General features: G+C 62.0%; 12 protein-coding genes and 1 pseudogene. 4 read left to right on the plus strand and 9 right to left on the minus strand.

What is annotated here, in order from left to right:
- Positions 1 to 191: 191 nt before the first annotated feature.
- Together P5205_15950 and P5205_15955 are read left to right on the plus strand one after the other, a co-directional pair.
- A complete protein-coding gene (locus tag P5205_15950) occupies positions 192 to 1,823 on the plus strand; it encodes a fucose isomerase (protein ID HSA11854.1) in 1,632 nt (543 codons plus the stop codon).
- 34 nt (positions 1,824 to 1,857) lie between these two features.
- Positions 1,858 to 3,231, plus strand: a complete 1,374-nt coding sequence (locus P5205_15955) for a gfo/Idh/MocA family oxidoreductase (GenBank protein ID HSA11855.1) — start codon at positions 1,858 to 1,860, stop codon at positions 3,229 to 3,231.
- Between the two features lie 225 nt (positions 3,232 to 3,456).
- Here the strand turns inward: P5205_15955 and P5205_15960 are convergent, their stop codons facing one another.
- Positions 3,457 to 4,665 (minus strand): YkgJ family cysteine cluster protein, encoded by a 1,209-nt coding sequence (locus P5205_15960; GenBank protein ID HSA11856.1) that lies wholly within the window; start codon positions 4,663 to 4,665, stop codon positions 3,457 to 3,459.
- Positions 4,666 to 4,881: 216 nt separating this feature from the next.
- Complete coding sequence (locus tag P5205_15965) at positions 4,882 to 6,456, minus strand: hypothetical protein (GenBank protein HSA11857.1); 1,575 nt, start codon at positions 6,454 to 6,456, stop codon at positions 4,882 to 4,884.
- Positions 6,457 to 6,577: 121 nt separating this feature from the next.
- Here P5205_15965 and P5205_15970 point away from each other — a divergent pair.
- Positions 6,578 to 7,636 (plus strand): annotated as a pseudogene (locus P5205_15970) (TIM barrel protein).
- A 293-nt stretch (positions 7,637 to 7,929) separates the two neighbouring features.
- Positions 7,930 to 8,667: a DUF1080 domain-containing protein gene (locus P5205_15975; protein ID HSA11858.1), complete on the plus strand. Its 738-nt coding sequence runs from the start codon at positions 7,930 to 7,932 to the stop codon at positions 8,665 to 8,667.
- A 28-nt stretch (positions 8,668 to 8,695) separates the two neighbouring features.
- On the opposite strand, the gene P5205_15980 is transcribed toward P5205_15975, so the two are convergent.
- The 7 genes from P5205_15980 to P5205_16010 form a co-directional block, all read right to left on the minus strand.
- Positions 8,696 to 8,950 (minus strand): heavy metal-associated domain-containing protein, encoded by a 255-nt coding sequence (locus tag P5205_15980; protein ID HSA11859.1) that lies wholly within the window; start codon positions 8,948 to 8,950, stop codon positions 8,696 to 8,698.
- A gap of 23 nt (positions 8,951 to 8,973) precedes the next feature.
- Positions 8,974 to 9,435, minus strand: coding sequence for a YbaK/EbsC family protein (locus P5205_15985; protein HSA11860.1), 462 nt, complete (start codon positions 9,433 to 9,435; stop codon positions 8,974 to 8,976).
- An 87-nt stretch (positions 9,436 to 9,522) separates the two neighbouring features.
- Positions 9,523 to 11,631, minus strand: coding sequence for an alginate lyase family protein (locus P5205_15990; GenBank protein ID HSA11861.1), 2,109 nt, complete (start codon positions 11,629 to 11,631; stop codon positions 9,523 to 9,525).
- Between the two features lie 563 nt (positions 11,632 to 12,194).
- Entirely contained in the window at positions 12,195 to 12,749 is a 555-nt protein-coding gene (locus P5205_15995; GenBank protein ID HSA11862.1) for a hypothetical protein, read from the minus strand.
- 106 nt (positions 12,750 to 12,855) lie between these two features.
- Positions 12,856 to 14,346, minus strand: a complete 1,491-nt coding sequence (locus P5205_16000; protein ID HSA11863.1) for a sulfatase — start codon at positions 14,344 to 14,346, stop codon at positions 12,856 to 12,858.
- Between the two features lie 114 nt (positions 14,347 to 14,460).
- Complete coding sequence (locus tag P5205_16005; GenBank protein ID HSA11864.1) at positions 14,461 to 16,413, minus strand: sulfatase-like hydrolase/transferase; 1,953 nt, start codon at positions 16,411 to 16,413, stop codon at positions 14,461 to 14,463.
- A gap of 314 nt (positions 16,414 to 16,727) precedes the next feature.
- Positions 16,728 to 17,732 (minus strand): dihydroorotate dehydrogenase-like protein, encoded by a 1,005-nt coding sequence (locus tag P5205_16010; GenBank protein ID HSA11865.1) that lies wholly within the window; start codon positions 17,730 to 17,732, stop codon positions 16,728 to 16,730.
- Between the last annotated feature and the right edge of the window lie 12 nt (positions 17,733 to 17,744).

Raw genomic sequence — 17,744 nt, forward strand, 5'->3', positions numbered from 1 at the left:
TTGCCTTTCTCTCAGACCCAAGATCCGGTGTCCACTTTTTCGGGGGAAGGGCTCCTGCGAGGACAACGGCCCGTGTGGACACTCTCCGCAGGCTCCCTCGCACCAACCTGCATCGAGGCAAAAAGATTCAGTGACTCCCCGGGCCAGCCGTGCTAGAACAGCCGCCAGAGTTCTTGCAGAATGACCATATTATGAAGACCACCAAACCACTCGCCCCCAAGCGCACTTACCTCGTTTGCAGCGGTGATCTGCGCCTGGCAGCAAACCTCCAATGTTGGCCCGTGCAAGCCAGGATGGAAGCCGCCCTTGCCAGGGCCCTCAAAGCGGAAGGCTGGACTGTCGTGCGTGCCCATCGGGTAGATCCGGAGAAGCGGCACGGCTTCATTGATTCGCAGAAGATGGGCATCGAAGTGTTCCGCAAGCTGGACCCCACCGCCCCGGTAATCGTCGCCGAGTCGGTCTGGCAATACAGCCATCACGTCCTGCCCGGCTTGACGACACATCGCGGCCCAATCCTGACAATCGCCAACTGGAGCGGGACCTACCCCGGCCTGGTGGGAATGTTAAACCTCAACGCCTCGCTGACCAAAGCCGGCGTGCGCTACAGCACGCTTTGGAGTGCGAACTTCAAGGACGAGTTCTTCCGCAGTGGCCTCCGGCAGTGGCTGCAAGAGGGGGTGGTGAGCCATGACCAAAGCCACGTAAAGGACCTGACCCTGCTCAAATTGCCGCTCGCTGACGAGCAGTTCGGCAAGCGTGCTGCGCGGCGGTTTCGAGATCAGAAGGCAATCATGGGCGTATTTGATGAAGGCTGCATGGGCATGTTCAACGCGATTATCCCGGACGAACTGCTGCACCCGACCGGGATTTTCAAGGAACGGCTCAGCCAATCCACCCTGTTTGCCGCTATGCAACAGGTGAGTGACGCGGAGGCGCGCGGCGTGCTGAACTGGCTGCTCAGGAAAGGCATGACCTTCAACTGGGGCCGCAAGGCGGAGACGCAGTTGACCGAAGCACAGACCTTGCAGCAGTGCAAGATGTATGTCGCCGCGGTCCGGCTTGCGGACGAATTCGGCTGCGCCGCGGTGGGCATTCAGTACCAGCAGGGCCTGAAAGATCTCGCCCCGGCGAGCGACCTGGTCGAGGGCTTGTTGAACAACGTGGACCGGCCGCCGGTCAAGGCGTCCAAGTCCAGCCGTGTGTTGTTTGCGAAGGAGGCCATCCCACACTTCAACGAAGTGGATGAGTGCGCCGGCCTGGATGGGCTGGTGACCTACCGGCTCTGGCGCGAGTTGGGCTTTGCGCCCGAGAACACGTTGCATGACGTCCGCTGGGGCGAGCACTACCGTGGCGACGGCGTCAACGACTATGTCTGGGTTTTGCTCATTTCCGGCGCCGTGCCGCCCGCCCATTTCGCCGGTGGTTACCGAGGCGCCACGAGCGAACGCCAGCCGCCGATGTTCTTCCGCCTAGGAGGCGGCACCATCAAGGGCGTATCCAAGCCTGGTCGTATCGTTTGGAGCCGCGTGTTTGTCATGGATGGCAAGCTGCACTGCGACCTGGGCGTCGGCAAGGCCGTCAAACTGCCGGAGAAGGAGACTCAACGTCGCTGGCGCGAAACCAATCCCCAATGGCCCATCATGCACGCGGTGTTTGACGGCGTGACGCGTGATCAGATGATGGCGCGGCACAAGGCAAATCACGTTCAGGTGGTTTATGCGCCCAGCACCAAACAGGCCCACCGCGCCTGCCGGATCAAGGCGGCGATGCTCGCCGAACTTGGCGTCGAGGTGCATTTGTGCGGAGACGTCGAATTGGACTAGCAGCAACAACGCAATCCATCGAGTAAAGCTAACTATGCAAGATCAAACACCTGTCCCTTCAGCCATACAATCGGTCAACCTCTCTCGCCGTGAGTTTCTGGCGCGCGGCAGCGCGGTCGCCGCCACTTCCGCCTTGGCCGGCGTAAGCCTGCCTTGGGTCCACGCCGCCGAGAACAGCACCATCCGCCTGGCCCTGATCGGATGCGGTGGGCGCGGCAGTGGCGCGGTCGCGGACGCCTTCGACTCCTCGTTTGGTCCGGTCAAGCTGACCGTCATGGCGGACCTGTTTCAGAATCGTTTGGATAGGGCCCTGCAAACCCTCAGCGAGAAATTCACAGATCGCGTGGACGTCCCCCCGGACCGCCGCTTTGTTGGCTTCGATGCCTACCGCAAGGCGATTGACTGTCTCCGTCCGGGCGACGTCGCCATGCTCACTGGTTATTCGGCCTTCCGCCCGATGCAGCTCGAATATGCCGTCGAAAAGGGGATCAACGTCTTCATGGAGAAGTCCTTCGCCCCTGACGCGCCAGGGCTACGGCGCCTGCTGAAGGCCGGGGAGGCTGCGGAGAAGAAGAACCTCAAGATCGCAGCGGGCCTGCAGTGCCGACATTCGCGCAATCGCCAGGAACTCGTAAAGCGCATGCGGGATGGCGAACTGGGTGAGATCCAACTCATCCGGGCGTACCGCATGCAGCCGGTGGGCTGGCTCGGGAAGAAGCCGGCAGACGAGAAAGAGCTGTTTTGGCAGATTCGGAATTTCGTGCACTTCATCTGGGTCTCGGGTGGCCTTTTTGCCGAGATGAATATCCACCAGATTGATGAGATCTGCTGGATCAAGGGCGCGTGGCCCGTCAGCGCCCACGGCATCGGGGGCAGGGCGGCCAACAACACCGACTGCAGCCAGAACCTGGACTCGCTCAACATTGAATGGACTTTTGCCGACGGAACTAAAGCCCTCGATGTCGTCCGTTGGCTGCCCAAGTGCTACGAGGAATTCGCCACCTTTATCCACGGCACCAAGTGCGCCGCGCATTTCTCCGGCCCGGGCCATCAGGGCAACGTGTTTACCTACAAGGACCAGCGCTGCGCGTCGGACAACATCGCGTGGCGCGCGCCGAAGGAGGAGGTTACTCCCTGGCAGGCTGAATGGAACGCCCTGCTGGAGGCCATTCGTAAGAACAAGCCGCACAACGAGACCCAACGCGCTGCGATGTCGAACATTGCCGATCTCATGGGCCGAGCCGCTGTTCATACGGGTCAGGTCATCACTTGGGACCAGATGATGGCCTCCAACTTCCAGTTCTGCCCGAACATTGACCAACTCACCGCAGACAGCCAACCACCCATCCACCCCGATGCCCAGGGTCGTTACCCCACCCCGGTGCCCGGGCAGTGGACAGAGGTCTGAGGAGTCAAAACCGCAGCATTCCATCGAAGGACCTTCGAAGATACCTCGAACCATCACGCCTGCCTCCAGCCACCCACACGCCCGAAGCTGGCTTGACGGCGGCTTCTCTCCCCGCGCCGCGCGCGCGAGATCCAGCGGCAGCGATGGTTCGGAAACCCGCCGTATCGCCGAATTCTAACCATCAAGGCCCCTGGGCCTTGAACACTCGCCGTGGTTACGGAAGCGTCACTGCCCCGGATGAGCGAGCCTGGTTTTGGAATTCTGCGAGGGACCAGATGCGTTAGTCACCGGACCCGACGGTGCGGTTTCCTTGAGGAAGTGATCGAGGATTCCCAGGTAAGCATCGGTCGCAAGACCAGCCTCGTCTCCACCTTCACGTTGGAGCGCACGCAATTGATCCGCGGCGGTCTTGGCTTGGGCGCGGACATCATCCACGGTCAATTCGCCGCTTATCAGGCCCCCCAACAGCTCATTGAACTTATCGTTCGCTTCCGGGCCGGCACCACTGAGGAATTGCTGCTGCACCTGCCGAATCAGATTGGTACTCATGCTCAATCCCTGGAGCAGAGGTGTCGAATGGGATGTCGCGTTGGCATTCGCGGGGCCAGGTGCGGACCGTCGCGCGCTGGAGGGCAATGGCGGGGCAGGGGAGTTGCTCGCCGCATTCGGGCCTAGTGTAATCCCCGCCACCTTGTTGCGCGGCAGCCGCAGCGTGCCCAGCACCTCGCTTTGGAGAACGATGCTATTGGTATTAAGGGACAGGACCTGCCCAACGTAGCGGTCTCCATTCTTGAGTTCCACCTGGTCGGCCGCAGCGTGGCCTTTGGCGGCAAACAAAATCAACGCGGCGCAAAGCAACGCGCTCGCTGTTCCCACAACGGCAGAGTTTGACCGGGGTTGCGTGTTTCCTGGATAGAATGCGTCGGCCAGCAGCAAGTTGAGATCGTGGACCGCGAGCGTTAACTGAGAATATGTGTCCGCGGTTTCTTCGTCCACATCGCGCCCGATGAGCCGTTTGCCGGCACGTCGGAAACGGACGCTGAGGGGCAGGTGTACATCGGTGTCCCCCATGGCTTTGAGCAGCCGGCGTACTTTGTCGGCGCGGTCACGGGCGGTGTTGATGGTCCGCAGCGCAGCGGCAGGTTCAGTGCGGCCTGCCTTCACGTTCTTGAGAAGGACACACTCGAATTCGACGCAGTATTCGGGGCGTTCGGAGTAAATGCGGCAGTGGCAGCCATCGAAGGCGGCGCAAGGCTGAGCCAGGTGCGGCGGGCGCGATGCCGCACGCGTGCTGCGGACTGGGAGGCCGAGCGATTGAAGCCGAGGGATATTGTCACCAGGGCGCAACGCGAGGTTGGCGAAGATGACGCCATTGCAGCATAGCCCGCAGGCGGAACACAACTCCGTCGCAGCCGCGTTGTAGAGCTTCGTCATGCCGTTTATGCCACCCCCAAACTAAGGCCAAACAGCTGCCTAAGCAATGGCGCACTCCAGCGCGCATGACAGGAGAGGAACCCATGACTGGCCCTTACTTGTCTTGTTTAACAGCCTCACCAGCACGGCCCGCGGCGGGGCCGGTTGGTGCGACACTCATCCGGGGAGCGGCAAGGCGAGCAACGTCCTGGCAGTGGCTCGCGCCTTCAGAATAACTCACATTGGTTTCCCGAACCTCACAGGGGTCGCCTGAATGTCCGCCGCGCGATCACCGTTGCTGAGTTCGTACAAGTAGCAGGTCCCGGGCTTCAGCCCCTGGTCTCCGGGTAATCGTCGTGCCACCTTCGTGCTATAACAGGCAAGCAGCTTCCGCACTAGCGGCCAGGAAATGAGAGCTGGCTGGGAAGTTGCCGCCACCAAAGGCAGTTTCGCCTCTCCCGAACTTGAGAGCAGGAATGCCCGTGCCCCGAGGTGTTCTCCAGCGGGCAGGCTGTTCAGAACTACGACGCGCCGGTCGGTGATGTCCGCAACGCCGTTTGCCATGCCGGTTAGCTTCGGATCGGTGTCCTCCAGCACGATCGTATCCGAGCGCGCTGTGTGGTTGCGCACCATGGTCACCAGCGAGCGCGCTTCGGCGTCATGCAAGCTCGCCAGGATGGTGACCGCGGAGGCATACACGAAGCACCCCGCCAGGAAGGTGACGGGCATTAGCAACCTTCCACCAGCCCGCAATTCAGATTCGGCAAACGTCTCCTTCTGTTGTTCCATCACCAACCGCATGGAAAGAATCAATGCCGCCAGGAACGCCGCGGCGGCCATCCAGGGCACTGTTCCGAAGTAATTGCGCATGACAAAGACACCGAGGATGGCTGCTCCCAGGGGCAAATAGACGATCCACGGTCTTTGGGGCTTGCACTTTGCTCGCCGGGCCAGGAAATAAGCATACACCAACAGCAGTGGCAGCAGACCGGCGCCGCCCACAAACAGCAGGCGCACCACTGCCCGGTCGGTTGTCAGATAGGCTCCATATCCTGCCGAACCCCAGAGGTAGTGACCGAGAAAGTCTGAGAAGGTGGCGTAACCTCGTTGCTTGTCGAGGACGGAGACTCCGGCTACCAGAATCAGACTGATGCCCGCCGCGGCGGCGTAGAGCCACACCCGGCGGGTCGAGATCTGCCTGGCCGCCACAAGGTAAGCCAGCAGAATTCCATGGACGAACGCCGTGGTCCAGTTAAGCGCGGTATAGACGGCGATGGTGAGCAGCAAAGCCGCGAGCGCCGCAGGCGGCAAAGCGGGCCGCGCCAGCAGCGGCAGAATGATGGCGGCAAAGGGCAGCCCCAACAGCAAGGCGATTACATTCGGATCGAGATATGTTTGATCGTGGATGTAGCCGGGGCAGAGGATTGCGGCTACCCCCGTCAGCCAGACGTGCCGACTCTTGCCGAGCAGGAACCAGGTGGAGAGCAAGAGCGTCAGGCTCAAGACGACGTGGACGGCAAGGGTGCCTGCTCCGGTCCAAACGAAGAGCCGCTTGATCAAGAACACCGGATACAGGCTGGCGGCTCGATGTCCTTTGTAAACCTGGGGCTTGGTTAACGCCTCGTAGCCTCCGGGGTTTGTTACCATCTTGCCCTTCAAGGTCAGCAGCCCGTATTGCTCCCAATTCCGCACTGCGTTATGCATGTTCCCGGAGGCGAGATTGCCGTCCGCCATGTAGAACATAATGCCGCTGGCTGCCATCGCGAGCAGCAGGGGCAAGATGAACCGCGGGATCCAGCCGGCAAGATTCATGGCGCGCAGAGACTAGAAGACCCTGGCCATCTGTCAAGGGCGCGACAGGGCCGAACTTTTGCGTTGCTTGTGGTGGGCTTCTCTTGCAAGTTCACGACGCAACTTGCGAAAGGACAATCGTATGAGCGCACAACACAGTCACAGCAATTACCCCAAACTCCACAACGCCATGTGGCCTGGCCTGGTCGGCAAAGGCAGCCCGGGCGCCGAACCAGGCATTGGTCTCGATACCATGCTGGACCTGACCGCGAGGGCGCAGGTGGATGGCATCAAGTTTGACGGTGTGGATCTCTTCCTCTGTGACCCGCATGTCAGTATTGACATTGATGACGCCGGCCTCCAGCGGCTGGCGGACAAAGTCCAGTCGAAGGGCTTTTCGGTCGGTTCGGTGGTCGCGCCGGTCTGGACACCAACTGGCGGCGGTTCGGCGATGGGAACCCTTGAGGAGCGCACGAGGTTTGTCGGGCAGGTGCGCAAGGCATGCCGCATCGCCCGAAAGCTGCGGGAATTGGGGGTTCGGCCCTATGGCGTGGTGCGCATTGACTCGGCCTGCGGGGTGGAGGAATGGGCGAAGGATCCGGAGGCCAATCAACAGGCGATAGCTCGGACCTTCAGCGAGGCCTGCGATGTGGCAGAGAGCTTTGGCGAGCGGCTGGCGGCCGAAGGGGAGATTTGCTGGGGCGGCATGCATAGCTGGAGGAAGATGGTGGATTTGCTGCAGCGAGTAGACCGGCCCGGAACGCTTGGCTTTCAGGCGGACATGGCGCACACGCTGCTTTACGTGCTGGGTTACAACGCGCCGGAAGACGCCATCCTGCCAATTGGCTGGGACTGGGCCGATCCGCACCGCTTGAATGATGCGTTGAAGACACTCACCGCCGCCTTGCGCCCGTGGACCATTGATTTCCATGTCGCGCAGAACGACGCCACCGTCCACGGCTCCGGCACTCACGACAAGACGGGCCACCACTGCCTGCCGAATGACCCGAATGGCAAGCTCAGCGTCGTTCGGCACGCCGGTTATTGGCTGCACGGGGAGGATGGCCGCTTGACCAAGAGTGTGCGCCACATCTGTTGGGACGGTTGCATGTTTCCGAATGCGGTCATGATGCAGCAGGAAACGTGGAACGATGTTCTCCGGATGATGATTGCGGTCCGCGACGCGCACGGCTGGCGGGAAGAAGCGACGCCCGGGGCCAAGGCGGGCGCTCCGTCCGCCGCCATCGAAGTTCGCAAGCCTGCCAGGCGTCCAGACAGGAAACCCGCCAAACGGTCTGCGAAGAAGGTGGCGCTGAAGGCCAGGCCCAAACGCTCCAGCGGCAAACGCCCGTTGAAAGCAAAGCCACGGAGAGCCAAGGCCGCCCACAAGACCCCTGCCCGGAGGAAAGAAGCCGCGCCCAGGAAGCAGGCTAGGCGGAAGCGGTAATCCAGGGCAGTGTCCCGCCATTTGCTGCACAACCTCTTTATAAACGGATGATGAATTGTTGCCTGACGAGGGGTTACTGCTCCCTGATGTTGTTGATTGCCACCGCTTCCGTGGTTTCGGCAGCGCCCGTCAACCAGCTTGCCCCTAAAGAGAAGGCCGCCGGGTGGAAGCTGCTCTTCGACGGCAAGTCCACCCAGGGCTGGCGCAGCTTCAAGAAGGAGACGTTCCCGGAAAAGGGCTGGGTGGTGGAGGAGGGCTGGCTGCATTGCCTGGGCAAAGGCGGCGGCAACAAGGGCGGCGGGGACATCGTCACGGATGCCGAGTTCACCGACTTCGAGTTGAAATGGGAATGGAAACTGGCTCCGGCAGGCAACAGCGGTCTGAAGTATTTCGTCCTGGAAACGCGGAACGAGGCGCTGGGCCACGAATACCAGATGATTGATGACGAGCGCGCGACAGGTGTGGATGAAGGCAATCGCAAGCAGCTTACGGCATCGTTCTACGCCGTGCTGGCGCCGTCCAACACCCCCATCAAGCCGGCGGGCGAGGTTAACTCGTCGCGGATTCTCGTCAGAGGAAACCACGCCGAGCACTGGCTAAATGGCGTCAAGGTGCTCGAATACGAGTGCGGCAGCGAGACGATCAAGGCCGGCGTGGCGGCCAGCAAGTTCAAGGACAAGAGCGGCTTTGGCGACAAGGTCAGGGGGCGCATTCTGCTGCAGGACCACACCTGCAAAGCCTGGTTTCGGAATGTGAAGATCCGCGAACTGTCTGGAGCGCCGTAGGTTGCCGGCAAGTCGGCGGCTGCGGCGGCTATGTCTCGACGGCGCCGGCGCGATACCCGCTTTTGACGACCAGGGCCTGCAGTTCCGGGATGGTGACCCTGGTGCGGTCGAAGGTCACTGTCACGTGCCCGGCAATGCCGTCAATGCGCACTTCCTTCACGCCCTCGCGGGCACGGAATGCCCGTTCGAGTTTTCGGACGCAGTTATCGCAGCCCATTCCGGCTACTGTGAGCTCACGTGTCACCAATTCGGGTGCGCCGTGCCGATGTTCGCCGGCTTCCATACGCGGGGATTTCGGGGCCCAGCTCAAGTCGTGAAGCTGACCACCTTGGGGTGGACGAGCCGCTCGAAGTCGCTGTAGGCCAGTTTGATGACTTCCGTGTGCGACCCGGCGTTGAAGGCGATCTCCGCATTCGCCGCCAGAGCGGCCGCGACGAACACCTCCATCCCGTAGAGATTCCCGAACGGCGGCATCGCCCCAATCTCGCAATCGGGGAACCTCTTCTTGAATTCGTCTTCCGGCACCAATTTGACCTGGTCGGCCCCGGTGACTTCCCGCAGGTCCTGTAAGACGACCTTGCGGTTGGCGGGCAAAACCGCCATCGCTGTCTCGCCGTCGAGTTGCACAATCACCGTCTTGGCAAGTTCCTTGCCGGGAATGTGCGCCGAGGCGGCCACCTCTTGTGCCGTGTAGGCGGTCGAGTGAATGATGCAGACGTACTTGATCTTTTCGTCGTTGAGAAACTGTTTCAATGTCTTGACTGGCATAGTGTTCTCCTTCCCATGTTACTATCTCAAGCTAAGCCATCCATCCGGATAATCAAGCGCCGGGCTGGCTGAATGTTCTGTGAGCGCCTACCGGGTCACCGTGGGGCGGGTGCCATCCGAGGGCAAGGTCAGCACATCCAGGGAGTTACCGTGGCGGATAATGAGTTGGTCCTCCCGGCGTGTCACGGCCAGGTCGGGTTTGCCCCGGCAAGGATAGAGAACGGTGACAAACTCCACGGCCTTGCCTTCCTGCCGGCAGACGAGCAGTTGGACCTTGCGGGAGCCGGTTTCAGCCGGGCACTGGCCGAGCAGCGGTGTCACCGGGCCGCTCCCGACCAGCCAGAATGACATGCCACTCCCACCTTCGGCCCACCGCCCAACGAGTACCCCAGACGGCGCCAGGCTCGTCAGTTTCTCGATCCAGGGAACGGCAGGGGTGACAAGATGGGACTGGCTGCTCCTCCCGTTCAGCGTCAGCTTGCCCTCGGAGTGCAGATACAGATCGAAGGTGTGCTCCGTGTCGCTCTTCAGTTGATCGGCGACCACGAAGTAATCGTCCCGGCGCACCACGGTCCGCCGGTGAATCACGCCTGGATAGGCCTCCGCGGTTTCGGATTGAGCGGCCTCCAAATCAGGTTCGCCGAGCCAGAGCGTTGCGCGATTCTCCTTGGTCGGATTCTGGCTCTTGCCGTCCACGACAATCGTGTTATGGGCAAAGGTGGATTGGTACCATGGCAGGATGGAGGCGCCATAGCCCGGCGTGCCATAATCCGCCAGCCACAGTTTTCCGTTGGCAAAGAGGGTGATGCCCATCTTGTCGCGTTGGCCGTGGCCAAGGAACGGGCCGTAGTCGAAGCTCAGCACAGCGCCATTGGTGGAACGCAGCATGCAGATGCCGAGCACCGGGAAGTTAACCGAGGTTGCCGGGGGCGGCGTGACCTTGGTGGGAACAGCGCCGCCAAAGAGGAAGGCGTACTGGCCGCCGCGCAGCGAATCGCGCGAGTCAGCATTCACCCTGCCCGCTGGAAAGACCCCGCGCCGGTAGCCGTTTGCCAGCACCCACGCAAAGCGGGGGTCCTGTGTGCGGTGATGCGCCAGCTCGTAGCAGTCTGCCGGCACGAACGACTGAAACCAGCCGTCGTTGATTGCCGCGAGGCGCAGATCAGGATAGGCATATTGCAACGGAGCCTCATACATCCGCAGCAGCGATTTGCCCGGCTTCGCCTCCCAGCGGTACAGGTCCATCCCGGCGTGCCACCCGGCTTCGGCGAAGGCCGCAAAGGCCAGCAGCGGGAAGTAGTGGTAGGTGTGGACGGACTCCGGCCAAAGGCCGTCATCGCCGAGCTGGTTGCGGATTTGTTCCTTGAAGCTGTCTGTTGCCCACTGGACCAGCGCTTGGTCCTCGATGGCGTAGCCGACGACGCCGACCGCCGACAGGTGCCACGAGCCCCAGTTGCCGCTGGTGCCGCAACGCTGCAAACCCTGCGCGACCGTGCGCAGGAAGTCCGCAATAGTTGCGCGCTGCTCGGGTGACAAATCGCTGTGGACCAGGTCGTAGGCCTGCGCCAGCGGAATGACCCACATTGCCTCGTCCAGGGACTGATAAATCATCCCGCCGCTGGTAACAGTCGTATGCGGCCCCGGATAGGCCGCAGCGTATTTCGAGAGAATTTCCCCCGCCTTCGCTGCGTAGTCCGGCCTGTGTTCGAGTGCGGCGACCAGGGCGAGGTCCAGCGCCGCCGGTGCAAGCCAGGTATGAACCATTCGGCGCAGGGCGCTTTCGTATTTCTCGCCGCTGCATTGCCTGCCGCATTTCGGACAGCGGTACGGCCCCGGCGCATAGCGCTGGTCTTTGGGCAACTCCAACCGGTCTCCGTCCACGCAGAAGAAATGGTGGTAATGGCCGCCGCGGGCCGGAATTATGATCGGGCGTTCAGCCCAAAGACTGGCGTTGGCTCGCGCCCCGCGCCCGGAACTCATCACGGCCGGCCCGCGGTCAGCGCGGTACAAGGCGGTCTTCCAACCGGGCTTGGCAAGGTCACTGCGGAGAGTGGCCAACTCGGCCTGGTTGATCAGCACGAAGGGGCGGGTGGGGAAGGTGGGCGAGGCTGGGCTTTCGGACGCGAAGGCGGGCAAGTGAGCCGCACACAGCCAGAGGCTGGCGGCACCGGACCAGAGGAAGCGTCTTCGGTTCAAGGGGCGACAGTCGGGGTGCCACTACTGTCACAATGACCTAAGATGACGTAAGAGGCCGCTGGCGGCAGCGGTAAGTAGTCTCCACGGAGCACCGGAGACTCCCTGTCATCAGCCATCCGCAGAATGAAGGGGACGTTGCTCCCCGCAGCAGGCGCAATCTGCACTTCGGTCATAGGAGCATCCTCCCCCACTCCTGATGGGCAAGCAAGCAGCATCGGGAGGGGGGCAAATTGTGAGAAGAAGTCCAACCCGACTGCCGCCCCAACGAGTGGCTCGGCCCATCTTCCAAGCCTCCTCAAGCACCCAACCGCGGTGATCAGACGGTGACAATCCGGTGAGACCCCGGTGTGGTTCCCATGGGGGTCGGCCCCCATGGGAACCACACCGGGGTATCGCAAGTGTCACAGCGTTGTCACACCGGCATTTCCGACCGTGGAAGCTGATTCAGGAACCCCGACTGTCTCAAAAATGGACAGAACGCCGGTCTCTACCGGGACGACTCTGCAGCCGCAAGATAGGAAACCGCATTGACGCTTCGCGGTGCTGATCCGCCTGTAACACAGCTAAGGTGGCGGAGGCCGCAGCCGATAGAATTGGCCACTCGCGGTCGCGGTGTTGGTTAGCACATGCCAGAGTACCCAGCCGCAGGTGGCGGCAATGCCGATCCAGGCAGCAATGGTCAGGACGGCGGCGATCCGAGTATCGTAGGGCAGCAGGTTCCAGCGGTGCAGAATCGTGTTCCAGTCATGTTCACCCCCGCCGACCAAAGGCAACTGCAGCGCCCGGGCGTCGGCGACGTAGCGGGCGATATTGAGCCAGTTCTCGAAGTACCAGACGGCGGCGGCGGCAACGCCGATGGTGTGGCCCTTGCGCCAAAACGCAACCGCCAGCACAACGGGAAAGGCCAGTTGGCCAAGAGTGCCCCCGTAGGGCTCAAGCCGTGAGCTGATCAAGCCGACGAGCGGGTGACCGGCTTCGTGGAATAGCAGGTTGGCGTGGTCCAGGAGTAAGACGAAGCCGGGTTCAGAGCGAAAGACGAGGAGCAGAAGCAGCCCTAAACCCACGCCAAAGCCTGCCAACCTGGCGGCGGTTACCGGTTCCCATTCGCGTTGTTCCATGCTGTGATGACAGCAGGACGTTCGCCAAATCCGGCCGCGCAGGGGTCTGGGTGGCCTGTCGGCTGGCCAAACAGAACCCGACCAGACTACCGACCGCAGGCCTGCCTTACGGCTTGAGCGGCTTTGGTTTGAGCCTCGCGCGATAGGTGTTCAGCAGCGGGTCCTGGGTGCGCTGCATCCACGAGAGCATATCCTTGCGCGCCTGGGCAACCTGCTCCTGGCACTTGGGGTCAGCAATCAAATTGTGCAGCCCGTCCGGGTCGGTGGCAAAATCGTAGAATTCCTCCGGCACGCGGTGCAGCAGCATCTCGACGCGGGCCGCGACGTCCTTCTGGTCCATGGCTGCCTGCTGCATGGCGTTGAAGGTCAGGCCGCCCATGGGCTCGGCGCGGTACTGGGTCGTGCCGTCGGACCATGCGTTGTAGATGTAGCCGCAATGCCGAGTCTGAAGGCAGCGCATGGGATAGGAGCGGCGACCGGAAGTGTCGTTGTAACAGGTGAACACCCGGTCGCGCCCGGGCTGGTCGAGCCCGAGGAGCAGCGGCAGGAAGGAACGGCCATCCATGTTGGCGGGGGCCGCCACGCCGGCGGCTTCGAGAATCGTGGGCATGAAGTCAATCCCGGAGATAAAGTGATCGCGGTCCACAGTGCTCGGCTTGACCTTGCCAGGCCAGCGAACGAGCCAGGGGGTGCGCGTGCTGGCCAGGTAGCAGTTGCTTTTGCCAAAGGGCATGGAGATGCCGTTATCGCTCAGGAACATCACGAGCGTGCTTTCCTCGAAGCCGGAGTCCTTGAGCGCGCGCAGGATTTCCCCGACCGTCTCATCGCAGCGGTGGGCGGAGGAGTAATACTGCGCCATTTCCTTGCGCACGTTGGGCAGGTCAGGCAGGAAGCCGGGGACGACGACCTCCTCGGGCTTGTAGATGCGGGCGGGGGGAGGGTAAGTCGCTTGCGCTGCGATCCCGTCTTCATTCGCCTGGGCACCAGCCACCTTCTTGGCCTTCTTTTTCCTGGCCAACTTGCCCTGGCCCTGGGTGATTTCACCCTCGCTGCCGGCCCACGGGCGGTGCGGGTCCTGGGAATTGGCCATGAGGAAGTAAGGCTTGCCGGCATCTTTGGCCTTGGCGAAGAACTCCCTGGCCGAGCGATAATAGAGGCTTGGGTCGCGGCCCTGGCCGAGTTCGCGCGCGTCATAGCTGTAATCCCAAGGAAATTTGGAGGGCGGGGCCAGGTGACTAACCTTAGCCATAATGCCGAGTTGGTAGCCGGCGGCCTTGAGGGATTCCATGAGCGTGGGTACCTCGGACCGGACGGGGTAGAAGCCGGTGGCGCCGTTGCGATGGGGATATCGGCCAGTCATCAGGCACTCGCGGCTGGGCTGGCAGACGGCCACCGTGACGTGGGCGTTGACAAACCACACGCCCTGCTTCGCCAGGCGGTCGAGGTTGGGCGTGATGCCAGGCGTCAGACAACCGGCGAAGGCGGGCGTGTTGTAGCCCATGTCATCGGCGGTAATGAGCAAGACATTCAGCCGCAGTGTGGCGGCCAGGGCGGCGGTTTGGGACAAGGCGAGGAGGAGGGCCAGTCTAGCGTGCATGGTGGCGGGAAGGAGGGTGGCGGGGTGGAAATCCGAAATCCGAGGACCGAAAACCGAAGGAAGGCCGAAATCCGAAGACCGAACTCAAGCGCGTGGAGAAGGGCACGGGTGTTGTCATCTCACAGGGCCGAACTTGGGATAAACGAGTGCTGGCTCGCGGCCTTCGAGCAGGGCGATGTTCTGTTCGAGATTGCGGCGCAGGTAGGCGGAAGGGCTGTTCCTGGCAGCATTCTCGGTGGCAGCGTAGAGCTTCTTCATGAGCGGCAGCAAAGGGCGTCCGGCTTCGCCCAAGCGGATGAGCACATTCGCTGCGTGTAGGACATAGAAGGTCTCGTTGGTACAAGTGATCCAGCGTTCGAGCACAGGCAATGCCGTTTCAACGTGGCCTAATTGGGCCAAGGCGTTGGCCGCCGCCGACTGGACCGCACCCGACGGATCCACCAGGCGCTTGCGCAAGGCGGCCTCGGCCGGTGCAGCCTGCTTGCGGAGCATGGCGCAGCCCAGCGCGCCCCACCAGCGGATGGCCTCGTTTGGATCATCCAAAGCCTCGGTGAGCCTGGGTAAATTGTCCGCCTTGCGTTCCGAGGCCAGGTTCGCAAGGTCCACCACCCGCTCGAAAGGCACGGCGCCTGGCTGGCGCGAGGCTTCGTAGCCTTCCAGCGGCGAGCCTTCGGGGATGAAACCGTTGTCCTTGATGGCCAGCACCCGGCGCTTCATTTCGGCACGCATTTTCTCCAAGGCCTCGCGATAGGCCGGGTCGTTGACCAGGTTGTGCACGTTGTCGGGGTCGGCGACCAGGTCATACAACTCTTCGGTCGGTTTCTCGCCCCAGAATTGCGCCGTAGCGGGTGTCAGGTGCCCAGTGGCGGCTTCCCGGGCCCAGGACTGGTAGCCACGCGCCTGGAACTGGTAGCTTAGCCGCTGCACATAAGGCAGTTCCGGCCGGTAGTTGTGGATGTAGAGGTAGCGGTGACTCATGAGCGAGCGCATCATGTCATAACGCTCGTCCATGCGGTCGCGTGTGCAGAAAACATACTCGTTTGGCGGACTCTTCGCCGCACCGGCAAAGGCGCGGCCCATCATGTAGTCCGGAATTTTCACTCCCGCCAGCGAGAGAACGGTTGGGGCAAAGTCCACGAAGCTCACAGGCTCTTTGATCCGGGAACCGGGTGCGGCTGGCGCCAGGTGCCGCCACTTGGGAGGAAAATAGACGATCAACGGCACATGAGTGCCGCTGCGCTGAAGGAAGCGCTTGCTGCGAGGGACCACGCCGCCGTTGTCCGCGTAGTAGAATACAATGGTGTTGTCGGCCAAACCGCTCTGCTCGAGGTCCCTAAGCTTGGCGCCGACTTGCGCATCCATCAGCGCGATGTGGTTGTAGTGGCGCGCCCAGTCGGCGCGAATTTCCGGCGTGTCCGGTTGATAGGGCGGAATGCGCACTTTTGCGGGGTCCGTGGGCGGGAAATCGAGGGTCTGTTCCTCGACGGGGAACAGGCAGCTTTCGTGGGTGACTTCGTGGTTGAACACGCTGAAGAACGGCTGCTTTGGATTGGATCGGTTGCGCCAGTGCGCATTCCTGCTCGAGGCGTCCCACGCCTCCTTCATGTCGATGGGCGCGTTGTAATCAGTCTTGGCGTTGTTCGAGGTGTAATAGCCCGCTTTGCGCAGATGCGCCGGGAAGCCCCTGAGCCAGCCGGGAATCTTCCCCTTGGCTCGCATGTGCTCCGCTGGACCGCAGGTGGCGGCGTACATGCCGGTGATCAATGTAAACCGCGAAGGGGCACAAACTGGCTGCGCGAAGCAGCGCTCGAACAGGACTCCTTTGCTGGCCAGGCGGTCGAGCGTCGGGGTACGGGCCAGCGGATCACCGTAGCAACCAAGGAAGGGACCACTGTCTTCATTGACCAGCCACAGGATGTTGGGTCGGTCGCCGGCGTTTTGGGTTGGGGAAGCCGCAGCCCTGATCGGGAGCACTGCCAGGATTAACTGACCTGACAGGAGGGCGGTCATGACCGTCCTGGTGGCGAGCCAGCGGACAACGATTCTAAGCAAGGAGGATGTGTTCATTATACGGCTATTCAGGACCAGCGACAGCAGCCATGCTGGTCCAGACAGGGCGCTTAGCCAAGCCCCGAGCATCGGCCTTCGATCCGGGACAGCGCGTTTGCAGGAAGCGACGGAGCGCCGGCTTCAGCCGGCATATGCGCCCCGGGCAGCGCCAGCCGGCTAAAGCCGGCGCTCCGACTGCCCGTTAATGCCTACGCGCTGGATCCGGGAGAAGTCGAGCTTGAACTCGACTTCGACAAGATACGCCGACTGGCGGCGACGGCACAGAGACCGGCGCTGTATCGAACCGCTCGATCGGCGGTGGGGGCGATCCTTTACTTGGAATTGGCGGCCGAGTACTGAGAGATGGCGCGCATGTATTGGGCGCGCTCAAAAGCGCTTGGGTCGGGGCAGTTCTTCTGGCTGAGGCTGCCCTTTAGCTGGGTGACGGATTCGTATTCGTGCTCCTCCATCCAGGCGATCAGGTCGCGTTCAATGACCCCGATCTGGCGCACGCCATGCCGGATTAGCGCAGAGCAGAGCATGGTGATGTCGGCTCCGGCCATGAGCATCTTTAGCACATCGGTGGCGCGGTGGACGCCACTGGTGGCGGCCAGACTAGGACGTATCTTACCGTAGAGCAGCGCGATCCAGCGCAAGGGGACACGCATGGCCATGGGCGTGCTCAACAGAATGTTGGGCTTCACTTCGAGCGCCTCCAGGTCAATGTCCGGTTGGTAGAAGCGGTTGAACAGGACCAGCCCATTCGCGCCGGCCTGATCGAGGCGCTTCGCCATGTTGGCGAAATTGGTGAAAAACGGGCTGAGCTTGACCGCGACGGGGATGGTGACCGCCGCCTTGACTGCCTTGAGGATGTCGAGGTACGTCTGCTCGATTTCATCGGAACTGAGGTCCATGTCCGTGGGGATGTAATAGATATTCAGCTCCAGGGCATCGGCCCCGGCCTGTTGAATGCCTTTGGCATAATCCGTCCAACCGCCCGTTGACGAGCCGTTGAGGCTGGCGATGACCGGTATTCGCACTGCCTTCTTGGCGTTGGCAATGTGCTGGAGATACTCTTCGGGCCCGAGGCGGAATTCCTTCGGCTCCGGGAAGTAGGTGAGCGCTTCGGCGAAGCTCTCGGTGCCATGCTCCATGTGATGGTCCAGTTCGTCGCGGTCCTGGCGCAGTTGCTCCTCGAACAGGGAGTAGAGGACCACAGCCGACGCCCCGGCGTCCTCCATCTGTTTGATGCCGTCAATCTCTTCCGACAGGGGAGAGGCCGCGGGGACCAGCGGCGTGCGAAGCTTTAATCCGAGATAGGTTGTCTTTAGATCCATAAGCCTGAGTCG

It is taken from the genome of Candidatus Paceibacterota bacterium, assembly GCA_035452965.1.
Classification (GTDB): Bacteria; Verrucomicrobiota; Verrucomicrobiia; order Limisphaerales; family UBA8199; genus UBA8199.